At 44.0% G+C, this 16,291-nt stretch carries 18 protein-coding genes; 2 read left to right on the top strand and 16 right to left on the bottom strand.

Annotated features, from left to right (window positions below; all coding sequences use genetic code 11):
• Positions 1-11 precede the first annotated feature (11 nt).
• From J4760_RS10980 to J4760_RS10970, 3 genes are all read right to left on the bottom strand, one after another.
• Complete coding sequence (locus J4760_RS10980) at positions 12-767, bottom strand: NADPH-dependent oxidoreductase (RefSeq protein WP_145287618.1); 756 nt, start codon at positions 765-767, stop codon at positions 12-14.
• Positions 768-1,002: 235 nt separating this feature from the next.
• On the bottom strand, positions 1,003-2,466 hold the full coding sequence (locus J4760_RS10975; RefSeq protein WP_145287621.1) for a sensor histidine kinase: 1,464 nt from the start codon (positions 2,464-2,466) through the stop codon (positions 1,003-1,005).
• On the bottom strand, positions 2,459-3,130 hold the full coding sequence (locus J4760_RS10970) for a response regulator transcription factor (RefSeq protein ID WP_237605718.1): 672 nt from the start codon (positions 3,128-3,130) through the stop codon (positions 2,459-2,461). Before J4760_RS10970 ends, J4760_RS10975 begins: the two co-directional genes overlap by 8 nt.
• 136 nt (positions 3,131-3,266) lie before the next feature.
• Between J4760_RS10970 and J4760_RS10965 the strand changes: the two genes are divergently transcribed.
• Entirely contained in the window at positions 3,267-4,472 is a 1,206-nt protein-coding gene (locus tag J4760_RS10965) for a DUF418 domain-containing protein (protein ID WP_186365494.1), read from the top strand.
• Between the two features lie 9 nt (positions 4,473-4,481).
• On the opposite strand, the gene J4760_RS10960 is transcribed toward J4760_RS10965, so the two are convergent.
• The 13 genes from J4760_RS10960 to J4760_RS10900 all read right to left on the bottom strand — a co-directional run bounded on the left by J4760_RS10960 (position 4,482) and on the right by J4760_RS10900 (position 15,806).
• On the bottom strand, positions 4,482-4,988 hold the full coding sequence (locus tag J4760_RS10960; protein ID WP_145287630.1) for a CHAP domain-containing protein: 507 nt from the start codon (positions 4,986-4,988) through the stop codon (positions 4,482-4,484).
• A 151-nt stretch (positions 4,989-5,139) separates the two neighbouring features.
• Entirely contained in the window at positions 5,140-5,490 is a 351-nt protein-coding gene (locus J4760_RS10955) for a hypothetical protein (protein WP_145287633.1), read from the bottom strand.
• An 82-nt stretch (positions 5,491-5,572) separates the two neighbouring features.
• Positions 5,573-7,504 carry a fructose-1,6-bisphosphatase gene (locus tag J4760_RS10950; RefSeq protein WP_237605770.1) on the bottom strand — a complete coding sequence of 644 codons (1,932 nt, stop codon included), beginning with the start codon at positions 7,502-7,504 and terminating at the stop codon, positions 5,573-5,575.
• 160 nt (positions 7,505-7,664) lie between these two features.
• A complete protein-coding gene (locus J4760_RS10945; RefSeq protein WP_237605717.1) occupies positions 7,665-8,321 on the bottom strand; it encodes a class I SAM-dependent methyltransferase in 657 nt (218 codons plus the stop codon).
• Between the two features lie 27 nt (positions 8,322-8,348).
• Positions 8,349-9,602: an MFS transporter gene (locus tag J4760_RS10940; RefSeq protein WP_237605716.1), complete on the bottom strand. Its 1,254-nt coding sequence runs from the start codon at positions 9,600-9,602 to the stop codon at positions 8,349-8,351.
• Positions 9,603-9,691: 89 nt separating this feature from the next.
• Positions 9,692-10,105, bottom strand: coding sequence for a universal stress protein (locus J4760_RS10935; RefSeq protein ID WP_237605715.1), 414 nt, complete (start codon positions 10,103-10,105; stop codon positions 9,692-9,694).
• Between the two features lie 19 nt (positions 10,106-10,124).
• Positions 10,125-11,576, bottom strand: coding sequence for a SulP family inorganic anion transporter (locus tag J4760_RS10930; RefSeq protein WP_237605714.1), 1,452 nt, complete (start codon positions 11,574-11,576; stop codon positions 10,125-10,127).
• A gap of 182 nt (positions 11,577-11,758) precedes the next feature.
• The gene (locus J4760_RS10925; RefSeq protein WP_237605713.1) at positions 11,759-12,184 is read right to left on the bottom strand and encodes an Hsp20/alpha crystallin family protein; all 426 of its coding nucleotides are present in this window, start codon (positions 12,182-12,184) and stop codon (positions 11,759-11,761) included.
• Positions 12,185-12,371: 187 nt separating this feature from the next.
• Positions 12,372-12,818 carry an 8-oxo-dGTP diphosphatase gene (locus J4760_RS10920; RefSeq protein ID WP_145287651.1) on the bottom strand — a complete coding sequence of 149 codons (447 nt, stop codon included), beginning with the start codon at positions 12,816-12,818 and terminating at the stop codon, positions 12,372-12,374.
• A gap of 139 nt (positions 12,819-12,957) precedes the next feature.
• Entirely contained in the window at positions 12,958-13,908 is a 951-nt protein-coding gene (locus tag J4760_RS10915; protein WP_145287654.1) for a TDT family transporter, read from the bottom strand.
• A gap of 187 nt (positions 13,909-14,095) precedes the next feature.
• Positions 14,096-15,046 carry a TDT family transporter gene (locus tag J4760_RS10910; RefSeq protein WP_237605712.1) on the bottom strand — a complete coding sequence of 317 codons (951 nt, stop codon included), beginning with the start codon at positions 15,044-15,046 and terminating at the stop codon, positions 14,096-14,098.
• Between the two features lie 123 nt (positions 15,047-15,169).
• A complete protein-coding gene (locus tag J4760_RS10905; protein ID WP_186365495.1) occupies positions 15,170-15,607 on the bottom strand; it encodes an antibiotic biosynthesis monooxygenase family protein in 438 nt (145 codons plus the stop codon).
• 19 nt (positions 15,608-15,626) lie between these two features.
• The gene (locus J4760_RS10900) at positions 15,627-15,806 is read right to left on the bottom strand and encodes a glycine zipper domain-containing protein (RefSeq protein WP_145287663.1); all 180 of its coding nucleotides are present in this window, start codon (positions 15,804-15,806) and stop codon (positions 15,627-15,629) included.
• Between the two features lie 152 nt (positions 15,807-15,958).
• Here J4760_RS10900 and J4760_RS10895 point away from each other — a divergent pair, with 152 nt between their 5' ends.
• Entirely contained in the window at positions 15,959-16,288 is a 330-nt protein-coding gene (locus J4760_RS10895; RefSeq protein WP_237605711.1) for an antibiotic biosynthesis monooxygenase, read from the top strand.
• Positions 16,289-16,291: the final 3 nt, after the last annotated feature.

Raw genomic sequence — 16,291 nt, 5'->3', positions numbered from 1 at the left:
ACACCTGAGCATCATTGCTCAGGTGTCTGCTTTCCTCCCGGAAATTTCTGTCTGTTCAGCATCTCGTCGATACCCAGGTAGTATGGCTTACTGAAGAATGTGGAAACGAACCCAGTCCACGTCCCTATTCTATTGTTGCTCGTTCTTTCCTGCAGGTACTGCTTGTAGGTATCATTGTATTTTTCAAGCAGTGGTTTCAGGTCGTGCTTGTAGCGCTCTTCATGATATACGGCTTCTTTCGGAAGTCGCGGTTTCTGATCGACATCTTCGTCAGGATGGCCGATGCATAACCCGGAGACTGGAATGACGTACTCTGGAAGTTCGAGCATGTCGATGACTTCACCAGACTGCCTGCGAATGCCTCCGATGGCGACAGTCCCAAGGCCCATGGATTCCGCCGCAACTACCGCTGTCCCAAGAGCAATGCCGACGTCTGTTGCTCCGACAATCAATGAATCGATATCATTCGTAATATTCAATGGCGTACCTTCCATTTCACTGGCGATGGCGGTACGGTAGTAATCCGCACAGAAAATCAGAAAGACAGGTGCTTCTTCAATGTGCTTCTGATTGCCGCACAGTTCAGCAAGCTGCTTCTTGCGTGCTTTATCTTTCACAGCAATGATCGTATACTGCTGGCCATTGATCCAATTTGGAGACGCCTGAACGGATTCTATAATTTCATCTAGCTGTTTGTCGCTGACCGGTTGATCCGTGTAGGAACGGATTGACCGGTGGCTCTGTAGTGTTTCTATGACTTCATTCACGTTTTACAGCCTCCTATTCGATTTGCATGGTAGGAGTTTAGCAATCTTTGGAGTATGAACGCAAATAAACAGCAACGGGAATTATAACGTGTTATCGGACGGCCAGGTTGATAACGCCGTAATAACGCTGTATAACGCCCGGGAATACTATTGAACGTACAGTCATATAACGACGTGCGTTGCGATTTTACATATCGTGATGCATTATATCAGTGGAGTGATTACTTCCTCTCCCTCATTTTTTACTGAGTGTTATGACGAAATGCAGGCCGCTGCTTTTGGAGATGTGGGAAAGCTCTCCATTGTGAAAATCGATGGCATCCAGAATGATGGAACCTCCGATTCCATGGCCTTCCCTTTCTTTCTTGGTTGAAGAAGTGCCTCTGAAGGCCTGCATGTCCATTGATCCGATTCCATGTCCATTATCCCTGTAGTCGATGATCAGATCATCTTCTGTATCCCTCACGTGTATTGAAATATCAGGATTGTGCCGGTTATGCTCAATACTGTTATCAATCAGATTGACGAACATCCTCTCCAGATAGAGCCGGTTGCCATAATACTCTGAGTCGACAAGGTCATGTGTGACTGTCATATGCCGGTATCCGATAGTCTGTTTGATACCATTGAGCAGATCGACGATGGAAAATGCTTCCCGGTCGATATTCATCTGACTGGTTTCAATTTTAAAATTATGATTCAGTCCATCTATAAGCTGTTCCATATACTTGGCTTTTTCGGAAATCAATCCACTGTATGCTTCTGTTTTGACTGGATATTGTGCCAGAATCTTTGAGTACCCATATATCGAAGTCAGTGGAGACTTCAGATCATGGGTAATCTGGCTGATCCACTTTTCACGATAGTAGCTGATCTGGTTCTGGTACAGATGGTCATCAATCAGCTGGGCGTTCAATGTCTCAAGTGATGTGTCCAGTTCCTGGAACAGCTTTTTTCCGCGTTTGTGATTATGTTCCGAACCGGGTTTATACAGTCTGCCCCGGGCAAGCTGTTCGATCCAGTCGATATAGAAGAATAAAGGTCTGCTGATGCGCCGGGACAGCAGTATGGCCATGATGACTGTAATCAGGATATTCAAAGCCGGTACAACGAGCAGAATGATTCCAATTCTTTTGAACAGCGTGATGTCCCTTTCACTGAACTCATCGACATGCACATAATCCCGTTGGAGTGGGTTTTCTGTAAAGTAGAGACCGTCATCTTCAATATAATACTGGTATGCGTTGTGGTTATGAAGGTACAGACTGTTGATCAGCTTCGACATATCAACTGCATGGCTATTCTGGATTGAGAGGTTCTCGGGAGTCTCCTTTATCAGTATGACATGCTCCCCCTCTTTATAAGGCATTGCCATCGTGCCCCACAAGTTATCAAATATCCGCTGCTTCAGATTTCCAGCGTTTTCAGGATGGATGGCATCACCTTCATCATCGACGATATAGGCTTCCATATCACTCTCTTCGAGCATGTTCTGGAAATTCTCGCTGAAAGCATAATCGCCGCGGGTTCCGGTCACTCCGTTTATCAGATAATCCGCATCAATGTCTTCCATGGAATTATAGAAGAGTATATTGAAATTGTAAAAGAACAGAATGAGACCGATGATCATCAAAAAAATACTGGAAGCAAGGAAAAGAAAAATGTACTTGATGAACTTGAGAGTAAAGCGTCTATTCATGGTCCTGTCCTTTAAATATGTATCCTTTGCCTCTGATAGTGACAATAAGTGCCGGATGATCGGGGTCCATTTCAATCTTCTTTCTTAAAGTCCGCATGTGTACCATAAGCGTATTATCGTCGGTCACCCTATGGTAGCCCCAAACTTTATCATATAGCTGTTCTTTGGTGAGAATCTGATTCCTATTATGTATGAAGAATAAAAGCAGGTCGTATTCCCTTGAAGTCAGTCTGACCGGCTGACCATTGACAAAAACCTCGGCAGCATTCGAATTTATTCTTAGGTGGCCATATTCATATATTCTGGCCCTGTCGAGATGGACGTTGACTCTATATGCCAGTTCCATTGGATCGAATGGTTTCTTGATGTAGTCCACCGCACCTTGTTCAAACCCTTTGTATACATCAAGCTCTGTATTTTTAGCGGTGACAATCAATATTTTCGTATAGGCAGTATCGATATATCGCATCAGTTCATATCCGCTTTCGGTTTTCAAGTTCAGATCGAGCAGAATGACTTCGAACTGGTACTGGTTGATGAGTGCCCTGGCACTTCCGATATCTTCAGCAGTGTGAATTTTCGTGTTGTTCTTGCCGGCAAGGGCAAGCTGAATCAGCTCGCAAATGTCTTTATCGTCTTCAATAATCAGAACTTTGTTATCCATGCTGTTCACCTCAATACATATTCTATTACGTGTTGGAGTTGATGACCATTGATATTCGGATAATTAAGCTATATTTAAGGCGGGCATAAAGAGAGTTTAAGGTTCTTCCTTCATAATTGATGGCGAGGTGATTGACATGAAAAGAATTGAAGCCGTGGATGCCATCAGAGGATTCAGCCTGTTCGGCATTTTCATGGCAAATCTGCTGATCTTCCAATATGGTCTGACCGGAAAGGATCATCTGGAATACTTTGAACTGCATCCTCTTAATGAGGGTATATTGAAAGGCGTAAAAATTATTTTTGAAAGTAGCTTCCTGCCCATCTTTGCCATTCTGTTCGGCTTCTCCCTGGACAGGCTGTTCCAGTCGATGAAGCGAAAGCAAGTGAAACTGAAGAGAATCAAGCTGTATATGAGGGCCTTCACACTTATTGCGTTCGGTCTGCTTCACAGCTATTTCATATGGGAAGGTGACATTCTTCTGGCATATGGTATTGCCATGCTCTTCATCATCCCGTTCATCGGTCTCGGCAAAAGATTCTTCAAATGGGTGACCACCCTCTCCATTTCTGCAGCTTTACTGATTACATCACTCGCTGTCTTCGCACCGGCAGAAGAAGTCCCTGCTCCGAATGATGTAGATATGCAAGGCTACCTGAAGGAACTGAAATTCGCCTACGGAGAAGGTACATATGCAAATGCCTATCAAGCACGCAATCATCTGGAAGATCCTTATATTACAGAAATTGTAAGTTATCTTGAAGGCGCGGGCATCATTCTCTTGATTGCGGGTCTGCTGATGCCGATTTTCTACTACAACATTGGAATCTATCTGTCGAAAAGCGACTGGTTCAGTAAAAATTCCAACCGGCTGCTAAGTGCCAACCTGTTCATCTTTCTGATTCCGGTAAGCATATTCATGAAATCAAGCATCATCTGGATGGACAACAAAGACCTGGCCTCCATGCTTCACATTTTCTTCGGAAGCGTGCTTTCTTTCGGTCTTATTGTGCTGATCAGAAATCTCCACACGAAGTATCGACAAAATTTCATCTTCATCGGATTTAGAAGCATGGGGAAACTGTCACTCACCATGTATATCATGCAGAGTCTGATTGCGACCACCCTCTTCTATGGATATGGGCTCGGCTGGTTCGGACGTGATATATTCGGTCAGGCTGTCATCATATTCCTGCTGGTCTATGTGTTTCAGATGTTTCTGGCGACCTGGTATACATCAAAATTTCGATATGGTCCGCTTGAATATCTACTGAGGGTCGCAACTTATTTTCATCCGAAAGCCAGGCAATGGCATTTTAAAAAAGAGAAAACATCAGTTTGAAAAAGAAGCTCAGGCGCTGTTCTGCGTCTGAGCTTTCATCTCCTTCGGTCTTGGATTCACCTTGGGATGGATATATGCGTATTCGTCAATTCTGTCAGCGGTGATGGTACGTTCTGTCACCTCATAGGGTTCACGGTAATTCATTTCGGATATATCAATCGATCCGTCCTCATTGACGGTCTCTATATAGGCGACATGACCAATCTCGCCTCTTGAAGTCTGAAGGATGGCGCCTTCTGCGGGTTCATCATTGACTGTGTAGCCATCTGTCTTGGCTCTTGCCGCCCAGAATTCTGCATTGCGCCAGCTTGTTTCAATCATTTCTCCATTTGCTTTTACCTTATTGAATACATAAAAGGTGCATTCACCTGCATCATAGAAATTCGTGGCCATCGGATCGGGGAGCAGTGTATATTCCAAAGTACCTATCAGCCCTCTTTCAGTCTGGCGGTCCACTATGAATAGTCCTGTTGTGATGAGTATGATTATAAAAAGAAAAACAATCAGTTTTTTCACGTGAAACACTCCCCCTTTCCGATGTGGATTCAAATGCATTACATGAAATTATACAATTATTCGTCTTCCTATAAAATAATATTGCTCAAAATAAAAACAGCGGACCTCGGGGTCCGCTGTTTTTATATGATGTTTCCAGGTTAAGAAAACATTATTTTTTATTGAATGTGCTCGCAAAGCTCAACGCACTGAGTCCAAGGAATTTAAGTGCATTTTTGCTGCCTTCGTAGCCGTGTCCGGCCTTGTAGTGCTTATATGCTGCCACACCCATTACGGAACCGACCATGATGGAACCGATGCGTGTGAATGATTTACCAAGGAAGGATGCAAACAGAAGCATTGCGCCGATGGCTTCAAGATAGCCTGCAATCTTCATCTGGTTGGGATTGACATTGAATTCCTTTTCGAAATCCTCGCCGACCTGTCCTTCATTCTCAACTTTTGTCAGTCCGCTTTCAATGATATTTTTTCCAATGAAAGCATTCAATAGATAGTGAATCATCTGTATCCTCTCCTTTTCATGTTTTCCAGTTTCGCAGAAATGGAGAGGCTTGTCATGTTATATGCTTACATAATGTAATTATTTAATTGATGTAGCGATAGGACATGAGTGCCTGGAGCATTTCGATCTCTTCCTGCAGTCTCGCTCCAATGTTGGTGTCCCGTATCATCTGTCTTTCAAGTTCTTCATCAACCACTCTGCGGACGGACATGGCATCGGCACCGTTCATCAGAACATTCTCTTTGGAATTGAAATGCTGATGGGCCACCAGCTGCATGCCATAGGAATTGAACAGCAGCGTATACCCGGCTATTCCTGTCGTCTTCTGGTAGGCTTTCGAGAATCCGCCATCGATGACGATCATCTTGCCGTTCGCCTTGATCGGATTTTCCCCGTCCCTTTCCTTTACAGGTGTATGTCCATTGATGATGTGCCCCTGCTCCGGATCGAGATCGAATTCCTCGAGCATTTTTTTACACATTTCACTATCTTCACGCAGATGATAATACGGGTTCTTTACTTCTTTATGGGAAGCCTTGTCCTCAATGAAGTAGCGTTCAAATGTTGTCATGGCACGTTTGCCGAACAGTGAGGAATATTTTCCGGTCCATAGATACCAGACAAGGTCGGTCGACAGGTCATCCGTCGATTCAACATCTGCAAATGCCTTGCGCAGATGATATTCAAACTGATTCAGAAGCTCCCGTCCTTTATAGATTTCTCCATCAATCTCCATCTGTTCCATATCCCCATTCTCATCTACTGGGATACAGCCATGGATCAGCAGATTTCCGTTGTACTTCAAGTATAGGCTGCCTTTTTTCATCAGGAAGCTCATATGACGTTTCAGCTTTTCCGACTGCTGCACGGAGAGCAGGAGCTTATCGATGACTTCCTGCTCCTCTTCGAGCAGCTCTGCAGGATTCTCTGGATTGATGGTTTTGAAGCATGTATTCTGCAGCGGATACGTCTGTCCGTAGACTGTAATTTCCTGCTTGTCGTATTCGACCTTTTCAAGCACCAGACGCTCGTCCATATCAAAATATGGGCGTCGCTTGATGATCGGGCTTTCCAGTTTGAACTGGATCATGGCAATTGCCTGATGGATGATGGTAATCTGATGCTTCTCCTGTTCGGACAATGGCTTATCCGACTGCTGCTTCGGATGGAACGCCGGATTATCGTCATAGTATTTCTCCGCCAGGTTGAGCAGTGGACGCAAGTTGATGCCATATGCGTCCTCAATGATATCGAGGTTGTTGTAGCGTGCACAGATTCTGAGTATGTTCGCCAGGCATACTTTGGATCCTGCAAAGGCGCCGATCCACAGGACATCATGGTTGCCCCACTGGATGTCGAGGGAATGGTAGTCGATCAGTGTATCCATGATCTTATCCGGTTCCGGTCCACGATCATAAATATCACCGACGACATGAAGATGGTCGACCACAAGACGCTGTGTAGTATGCGACAGCCCGATGATCAGCTTTTCTGCCTGACCCAGGGAGATGATCTTTTCCACAATCTTCTCGTAATAAGGTTTCTTGTTGGTATCTTCATCCGTCTTGTAGAGCAGCTCTTCGATGATGTAGACAAACTGCTTGGGCAGTGCCTTCCTCAGCTTCGACCGCGTATACTTCGAAGACGCATAGGAAATCAGTTCGATCATATGATGGATCTTCGTTTTATACCATTCGTTCAATGCCTCTTTGGAATCCACCTGATTTTTGATCAGCTTCATCTTATCCTCAGGGTAGTAGACAAGTGCTGCAAACTGGCTGATCTCCTCTTCCGACAGCCTGTCCTTGAAAATATCATGAATCTTTACCCGGACATTGCCGGAGCCGTTTCTCAGTACATGCTGGAATGCATGGAACTCCCCGTGCAGATCACTGACAAAATGCTCTGTGCCTTTCGGAAGATCCAGAATGGATTCCAGGTTGATGATTTCCGTTACCACTTTCTCTTCGCTATCAAACTTCTCAGAGAGTAGATTCAGATACTTTGCTCTCATATCCCTGTCCCTGTCGATCGTCTGATATTTGAAATCGTTACCAAAAGTATTCACCATAGCACACACTCCCATTAAAATGTTACCTTCCATTATACTGGAATTTATTCAAATGTGTCATACACTTCGTATATTCGCATCTGAATGAATTCCAGTATGTAAATCAGTCATCCAGCATGAAAGTCGTGTAGCGGATTCCATCCGTATGAACAACTTTGAGCCCGCTCTGTTCAGCAATATGGCGCATTGTCTTTGGTGTGTAGAAGGAAACATGGGTCCGATCGCGCATATAGTGCCAATTATTGAAATGGGATATGCCATTATGATGGAACAATGTCATGACGGCGAGTACCCCATCCGGTTTGAGCAGTCCGGCAAAGCGTTTGAAGTAATGTAATGGATCCCCGAGATGCTCCACGACTTCGGTTGCTGTAATCAGATCATATTTCTTGCCTTGATACACCTTGTCGGGAGCATAGAAAATATCATAGATATTCATCTGGAAGCCATGATTCTGCTCCAGAAGTGTTGCCAATACAGGTTCTGGTCCGCTGCCGAAATCGAACCCCTGTCTGCCTGTCCCGATGTAAGGAAATACAGCGTCGTCAAGAAACTTGTAGAAGAATGCCACGTATCTTGGATCTTCTATCGAGTTATTATGTCTCCTATAGGATTGCCGTTCTTCATCTTCGGAAAGGAAGAAGGCTCGGTCCTTGAATATAAATTCACACCCAGTGCAGAGATAGAATCGCCCCAGTTTTGCATGGGTATAGATTCTGACTGGCGCGTGACATAGTTTGCAGTGCTGGTCGACCATCATAGTTTCCTCCTCTGTCAGCAGTGGTGGCTAATGTAGAAATTTCTGCGGCTTTTTGGACAGTAGCGCGCATATGATGCCGATGACAGGAAAAATGAACATGATACTGATGACAGCAGTATAGCTGCCGAACGTATCATATCCGAGTCCAAAAGGCAGTGGTCCCAATGAAGAGCCGATGACGATCATGGTCGACCCGACACCATTGATGCTGCCTACATACCTTCTGCCGAAGTAGTTCGACCATACTACATTGGTACCGATGCGCTCCAAACCGTTCGAAATGCCCCAGATGACCCCGAATAGAATGGCGAGATAATAGGTGGTGGCGTTATTCAGCAGAAGCAGGATGATGATTTCTATAATAAATATCATAAGCAGAATATAATTTGTTCTGATACGGTCGGTAATCACACCGGATATGAAAGACATCGGTATACCCACAATTGCCATAAGGCTAAGTACCATGGCAGACGCACTGACTTCCAGTCCATTTTCACTGAAGATGGACACGATATGGAAGGTGATGCCCGTATTGATCATGGAAGGGATACCGACACATATAAGAAGTGTCCAGAAAGAAAGCGTGCGTGATGCTTCTTTCAAGGTCCAGCTGTCTTCGAAATCAAAAATGTCTACGTTTTCTGTTTCATCATCCCCTGCCTTTTTCTTCCGTGGACCATCTGGTGAAAGTCCAATCTGCTCTGGAGTATTATATGTAAAGAACCATGCAATCGGAATGAATATTACAATCAGAGATACGCCCCAGAACTGCCAGGCAAAACGCCATCCCCATTCAGAAATGAGCCATACGTTGATGATTGGAAAAAGCATGGCACTCAAAAAGCTTCCGAGTGTCATCAAACTGAATGACAGCCCTCTTTTTCTTATGAACCACTGGGGGAGAAGCGTATTCGGAATCAGCGTCATACTGCCCTGTCCAAAGAGACGGATCAGGAAAAAGCCGATTGCCAGCATGAAAGTACTGGTTACAGCACTATTCAGGAAACAGGCCAGAGCCAGAAAGAAAGCGGCGATGATCATCATCTTTTTCTGGCCGAAGCGGTCGATGAAGTTTCCCACTGCAATCATGACAAAGCCGGCTACCAGAGTGGCGAAAGAGTAGATGCTTGAAACTTCGGTCCGGCTCCATCCAAACGTATTGATATATTGATCGATAAAAACGGCATTTGAATAGGTCTGGCCCGGCCCTGAGAAAAATACTGCAAGACCACAGACAAAAACTATGACCCATCCATAGTAGAAATTCGTATTATTTTTCATTACAGTTCCACTTCCATCCAGGATTCCATGATTCACCATGATAATGAAAAAGCTTATAGAATCCACATGATCCATAAGCTTCTGATAGATTACTTTACAATGATTACAGGTATTTCGGCACGCTTGGCTACTTTATGACTGACACTGCCAAGTACCATTTCCTGCAGTCCATTCAAGCCTCTTGTCCCGAGCACGACTGCCTGATGTTTTTCGCTGTTGGCAATTTTGACGACGGTCTCATTTGGTGTACCGTGTTCAAATTGCACCTTGTAGGGAATATTATTGGTTTCGTAGAAATCGATGATGCTTTGTAACTTCTCTTTTCTTTTGGCATTCATGCTTTCGCCAGGTGTGTTATGCAGAACGTCATCCTTTGAATCGTTTGTGTTGATGACGTTGAGGATAGTCACCTCCGAGTTCCCATCGATGAAATTCAATGTTTCCTCTGCTGCGCGATAGCTGTTTTCAGATCCGTCCGCTGCAAGTAGAATCTTTTTGTACATGGTATTCTCCCCTTTGTTTTTAAGTGAGATGCTGTTCGTTAAGTCTGCTCAACTCTTTGACAATTTTGCGACTATCCGCGTTGAGCTGGCTGACATGAACAGTGTTCCCCTTCTCCTCAAACTTTCTCACGATCGTATCAATTGCATCCACTGCAGAATCATCCCAGAGGTGAGCCTGTGAGAAGTCGAGTTCGATCGCCTTGTCGTATTCCTTGAATTCTATCTGATCGATCATTGTATCAATCGAGGCAAAGAATATCTGTCCTTGAAAGCGTACCACATTTCTGACATTGAGTGATTTAAAAGTAACGACCACTTTGGATATTTTTGTGGCAAAGAATATGGCGCTGAAGAGCACACCGACGACGACACCGATGGCCAGGTTGTGAGTGAACAGGACGACGGCAACAGTGACGACCATGACAAATGCATCCGTTCGTGGCGCCTTGGCCAGATATCTGAAGGAACCCCAATCGAAAGTTCCGATGGATACCATGACCATGATGCCTGCCAGAATGGGCATTGGTATCTGGACCACCCAATTGCCCAGTACAATGATGAGGAAAATCAGCACTACGCCAGCAGTGAGTGACGACAGCCGTGTTGTCGCCCCGGATTTTACATTGATGACAGACTGGCCGATCATGGCACAGCCACCCATGCCACCAAAGAATCCAGTAATGAAGTTGGCAATGCCCTGTCCCCGGGATTCCCTATTCTTACTGCTGTAGGTATCTGTCGCATTATCGACAATCTTTGCTGTCAGCAGGCTTTCCACCAGTCCGACGACGGCCATGGATAGCGAATAAGGCAGTATGATCTGCAATGTTTCCATATTGAAAGGTACATTCGGGATGAAGAAGCTCGGCAGGGAGCGTTCGATATTGCCAAGATCACCAACCGTACGGACTTCAGAACCGAGGAAGATGTATATCGCAGTCAGAACGAACAGCGCAATCAGTGGTGCCGGCAGTTTCTTAATGAATCTTGGAACGATATACACGATTAGAAGCGTGACGATGACATAGACATATGTGTCGATGGAAATGCCAAATATATGCTCGATCTGCGACATGAAAATCATGATACCAAGTGCGTTGACGAATCCGATCATCACCGAGTTCGGTATAAACTTCATCAATTTGCCGACCTTTAGAAAACCGAGTATCAGCTGTATAATTCCCATGAGAATTGTAGCAGCCAACAGGTAATCCACTCCGTACTCGCTTACAAGGGGCACAATCAGCAGCGCAATGGCACCTGTTGCACCGGAAATCATTGCTGGGCGTCCACCGACGAACGAAATGATTACAGATATAAGAAATGAAGCGTATAGCCCGACCATTGGATCGACTCCGGCAATAATGGAGAACGCAATTGCTTCAGGTATAAGTGCCAATGCAACAACGATACCTGCCATGATGTTGGCCCCAGGTGCATCAAGCCATTCTCTTTTCAGCTTTTCTATCATAAAAAACCTCCTGATTCCTGAAATGAATAAGGCAAGTATAATAGAAAAGTTTCAAAAATATACCCTTTTATGATACTGTAAGCATTTTCAATATAAAACTTTTTTATATAGAAGGCAAATTATTGAATCAGCATAAAAAGAAGCATGAATCAGTTGATCCATGCTTCCTGCATTATCTTCATTTAGTTGATTTCAATACGTTTCGAGTAGTTGTCTCTACTTGTCTTGGGCAGTGTAATCTTCAGCACCCCATTATTGAAGTCGGCTGTAATACCTTCTTCTCTGACATTATCAAATGTAAATTGTCGTTTGATTGTACTGTAGCTGCGCTCACGGTGAATCACGCGGCCAAGGTCACTTTTCAATTCATTCTCGGTAGACTGGTCGGCTGAAATGGAAAGTACGCCATTCGTATATTCAATGCTGATGTTCTCCTTCTCGATACCTGGCAATTCAGCTTCAAGTACATAAGTGCTGTCATATTCGCGAATATCGGATTTCATCGTACTCTCAGGCATCTGGGGAAATAGCTGGCGGCCAAAATCTCTGAAAATATCACTCGGATTCATGTCGAAAAGGCTGTTGGAAGGTCTTGGTTCGTAAGCCATTTTGCATCTCTCCTTTAATGATTACATATAAGACTCGGTGTCTATGCTATTGCATCTATAGTATAGCATCGTGAACCAGTATGGTCGAATGATAACGCCTGTCAATATACTAACAATCTACTATTAGCAGAGTAATAAATAGATGTATCGCAATGTGGTATAACGCTCATATAACGTATTGGATAAACTACATTAGAGCCACTTTCCAGTCTGCATCATAAAAGAATTCAGATATGCTATCATCAGCAAACACTCTGTACATGTCTTCAAAATCATTTGCCAGTGTGTAGTTTGCAAGGTCTTCGGGTTCAATCCAGGAGACTTCTCCTTCAGCAGAGCTTGCCAGTTCACCTTCGAATTCCTTCGCTCTATAGAAGAACACAATATACCGCTCTTCATTTGCAGTCTGAAACTGCTTAACCCCGCAGAGTTTAGGATTTCTGATAGTGAGTCCCGTCTCCTCGAATACTTCCCGTATCACGGAGTCATGGAAAGACTCCCCCTTCTCGATATGACCTCCTGGGAAAGTCACACCAGGCCAGTTATGCTTCAGTCTATCCTGAATCAGTATTTGCCCTTTTTCATTTTGTATCATGCACATATTTGTAAGAATTGCCATTTCTGCTCTGCTCATAACGCACCTCAATGTTAGAATGTTCTTATAGATAGTCTATCATTTTAAAGATCTATTCAGAATCATAATAGTGAAATTTTACTTAATAAAAAGATGGCAATGAAGAGGCGTGTCTGTCGATATCAGTCGCACGAGCATTCTACTCGTATGTTTGCCTGCTTTCAAAATAGCACTTTGCAATGAAGTGTGCATATCGAATCAGTACGTAGGCGACAATGGCCACAGCCAGATAAAGCTCGAAAGTAAAAAGATACGTCAGGATGATGTTCATCCGTCCCATGGTGTTAAAAAAATCCAATACGTGGATAATTGCTGTAGCTGAAATGACTGTTGGGAATGTGAGTGCAGCATAGCTTGGGTGGAACTTTATTTCCAGCATTTTCGGCATTATGAGGACAATCAAAAAATAGAGTATCTGCGAGAGAATGAGCAATGTATAGACGAGTATTTCCGATGGGTGGACTACTACTGAGATATAGCCGGTCAGACATAGCGAGCCTGGTGCTGCCAAAATGGCAGTCAGAGGGAAAGCTGAGCGACTGGCTTTTTCTTTTATCATCTGTCTGATAATAATCGGCAGAAGGATCATATAGAATAGTAGTGCGATCCAGATGATGGCCTGTCCAAACTCCACTCCAAAATTTCTGGAAGTGGTAGGAATGATGCCGATGCCGACGAAAGTGACAAACCATCCAGGATTGATGTATTCAGATCGTATTCTATTCGGTGTGATGAAATAGAGTGTAAAGAATATGATCAGTGTAAAATGCATGAGGATGGCCCCCCACCATACAGTGAGCACAAGTATGTCATTCGCGGTGAACCGGCTCAAAGTACTTGAGAGCACCATCAATGACATCGGAAAAGTAGGTGATATCGCAGCTGCTACGGGATCATTCAAGGATTTTAAGGCATCTCTGCCTGTAATGGTTATTTTCATAAAGAAAGGCAGCATTAAAAGGACTCCCATTATAATGAAAGTCCAGCCGAGGATATGATGTTCTATTGAGAAGAATAGGCTGCCGAGCGATACGAGTCCAAGTATAAGACCACATATTGACACTGGTACCTGATACAAGAATCGTTTCATGTCATGTCACTTCTTTTTTGGATTGAATGTGGTGCACCGGATGGAGCACAAAAATCAAGTGTACATCCAGATGCCTGTTTTTTCAATATGGAAAGAAGTGCTGTCTCTTATGCCAGTTCTCATCCGTCTCTTGAAGCAGGGAACAAGGAACAGGAATCTGAATCTGATTTTTTCAGCAGTATTCTTTCTAGTCCCGTGACTGGCTGCTTTCGGTATAGCTTTGACCGAGGAACCATATATAGCGCACCAGAATATAGATAATGATGATAACGACGATATACTGCTCGATGGTGGAGAGTACTTCAAGAATACTTTTTAGTGTACCATCAAGCCCCTTTACATTCAGAGTGTTGTTGAGTGCTGTGGCTGAGATGGCCAAAGGGAATGTCAGCGAAGCATAGCTGGCATAAAATTCTGGCTTCAGCATTTTAGGGATGAGTATCAGGGTCACTAAATATAGTAGCTGAGATAGAATCAGTAGTCCATAGACCATGCCGACAGATGGTGGTGACATCACTGAAATATAGGCAGCCAGGCAGATTGATCCAGGGGTGGCCAATGTCGCAGCTAAAGGGAAGCTCTGACGACTTGGATTGTCCTTGATCATCTTACCGATGACAATTGGAAGCAGAACAACTGCAAAAATCAATGCAATCCAGAAAACGATTCTGCCGAATTCGATGCTGAAATTTGTGGAAGTAATCGAGACCATCGCAATCCCTACAAAAGGAATGAACCAGCCGGGATGAAGGTAATCCGATTTGAATCTATGCGGTATGACGAAATAGAAAATGAATAGTGTCAACATTGCGAAATGCAGAATGACGGCCATCCACCAAACTACAGTGATAAGAGTGCCGTACTCAGTAAAACGGCTCATTATAGTGCATAGAATCATCATCGCCATCGGGAATGCCGCCAACACAGCAGCTGTAACCGGATCTTCTAGACTTTTTAGAAACCCTTTGCCCATCGTTATGATTCTCAGAATGAACGGCAACATTAAAATTAATCCCATGGAAGTAAAAGTCCAACCGAGTATATAGTTCTGCATTGAGAAAAAGAGATTTCCAATCGATATGATACCGAGTATAAGGCCACATATCGCTAGAGGCACCTGGTCCAGAAATCGTTTCATATATTACACTTCTTTTCTTATTGTTGAATTTGGATCTTTCTGTACTCACGCTTTCATTTTGGCTTGCACATGAAGTTCATCTGATTTCAATATGAAAAGGAGTGATGCAGACACGACCTCTTTCTACTCTCCGCCAAGGAAGAATCGAAAGTTGAAAGATTTTGTCCTGTCTACAACATCGCGGTCGAGCCCTGAGTCTGTGCCTCTTTTCTTATGGGTGGTCTGGTATTGGGAAGAGTTCTGCCAGTTGTGAAAGTCTTCTTCTGCTTCCCAAAGAGAAAGGATGACATAATATTGATCCGACTCCGACTTCATTACACGCAGTGCCTTATAGCCGTCCACTGTATCCAGATTCGACTGGCGGCTCAAAAAGCGTGCTTCAAAAGGACCTTCCATGCCTTCATTGACATATACATTGTTAAGGACACAGTAGCCGCTGTTTTCTATATCCCCTCTGTTTTCGATAATTGTGTAGTAGTTTGTTTCCGTGTTCGTTCGAATGGATGCAAAATTTTCTTTGATGACCACTCTATAATTTTTTTCCTTATCGATAAGTATCATGTTACTGCCTCCAGCTGTACTATTTTTCATTATCGTCGCGATTCGACATGCCTGCTCCGAGTGCCACACCGATACCTGCTCCAAGTGCGACTCCGATGGCCAGGTTATCCAGAGCAACCCCAAGCGCCGTGCCAACACCAATACCTATAGCCAGGCCTGCACCCATCATGGATCTGTTCGGCTGCTTTTTCCCACTCATGGAAATCTCCTCCCTTCGACTCTATTTATTTTACATCTCATATTCAAATAAAGTAAATAATACCAGTTTAGAAGTTGATATTTTATTGTGTAACAGTGTTCGTGGTATATTCTCCTTATACCCTATACCACTTTAAGGAGGTCATTAGACGTATGATTAAAGCAGTGAATAGAATTAGTATTCAGAAGGGGCGCGTACAGGAAGTCGCTGAACGATTCTCCAAAGCGAAATCGGTCCATACTTTCGAAGGGTTCGTATTGATGGAAGTACTGATCAAAGAAGGTACCGAGGAAGAAGATGTAATTGAAGTATGTACGACATGGGAGGATCATGAAAGTTTCAATGCATGGAGAGAAAGCAGAGCGACACAGAAATCCCATGGGTCAGGTGATAGTGGGAAGAAGCCTGAAGACAATCCGATTCTCGGCGCTGAACTGTCGACATATGAAGTGTTCGTCCAGCATCATCCTGAAACGAAATAAACG

Origin of the sequence: Salinicoccus sp. ID82-1 (assembly GCF_021991715.1) — a bacterium.
GTDB lineage: Bacteria > Bacillota > Bacilli > Staphylococcales > Salinicoccaceae > Salinicoccus > Salinicoccus cyprini.
The sequence above is the reverse complement of the archived record's forward strand: the minus strand, read 5'-3'. Positions and strand labels throughout refer to the sequence as shown.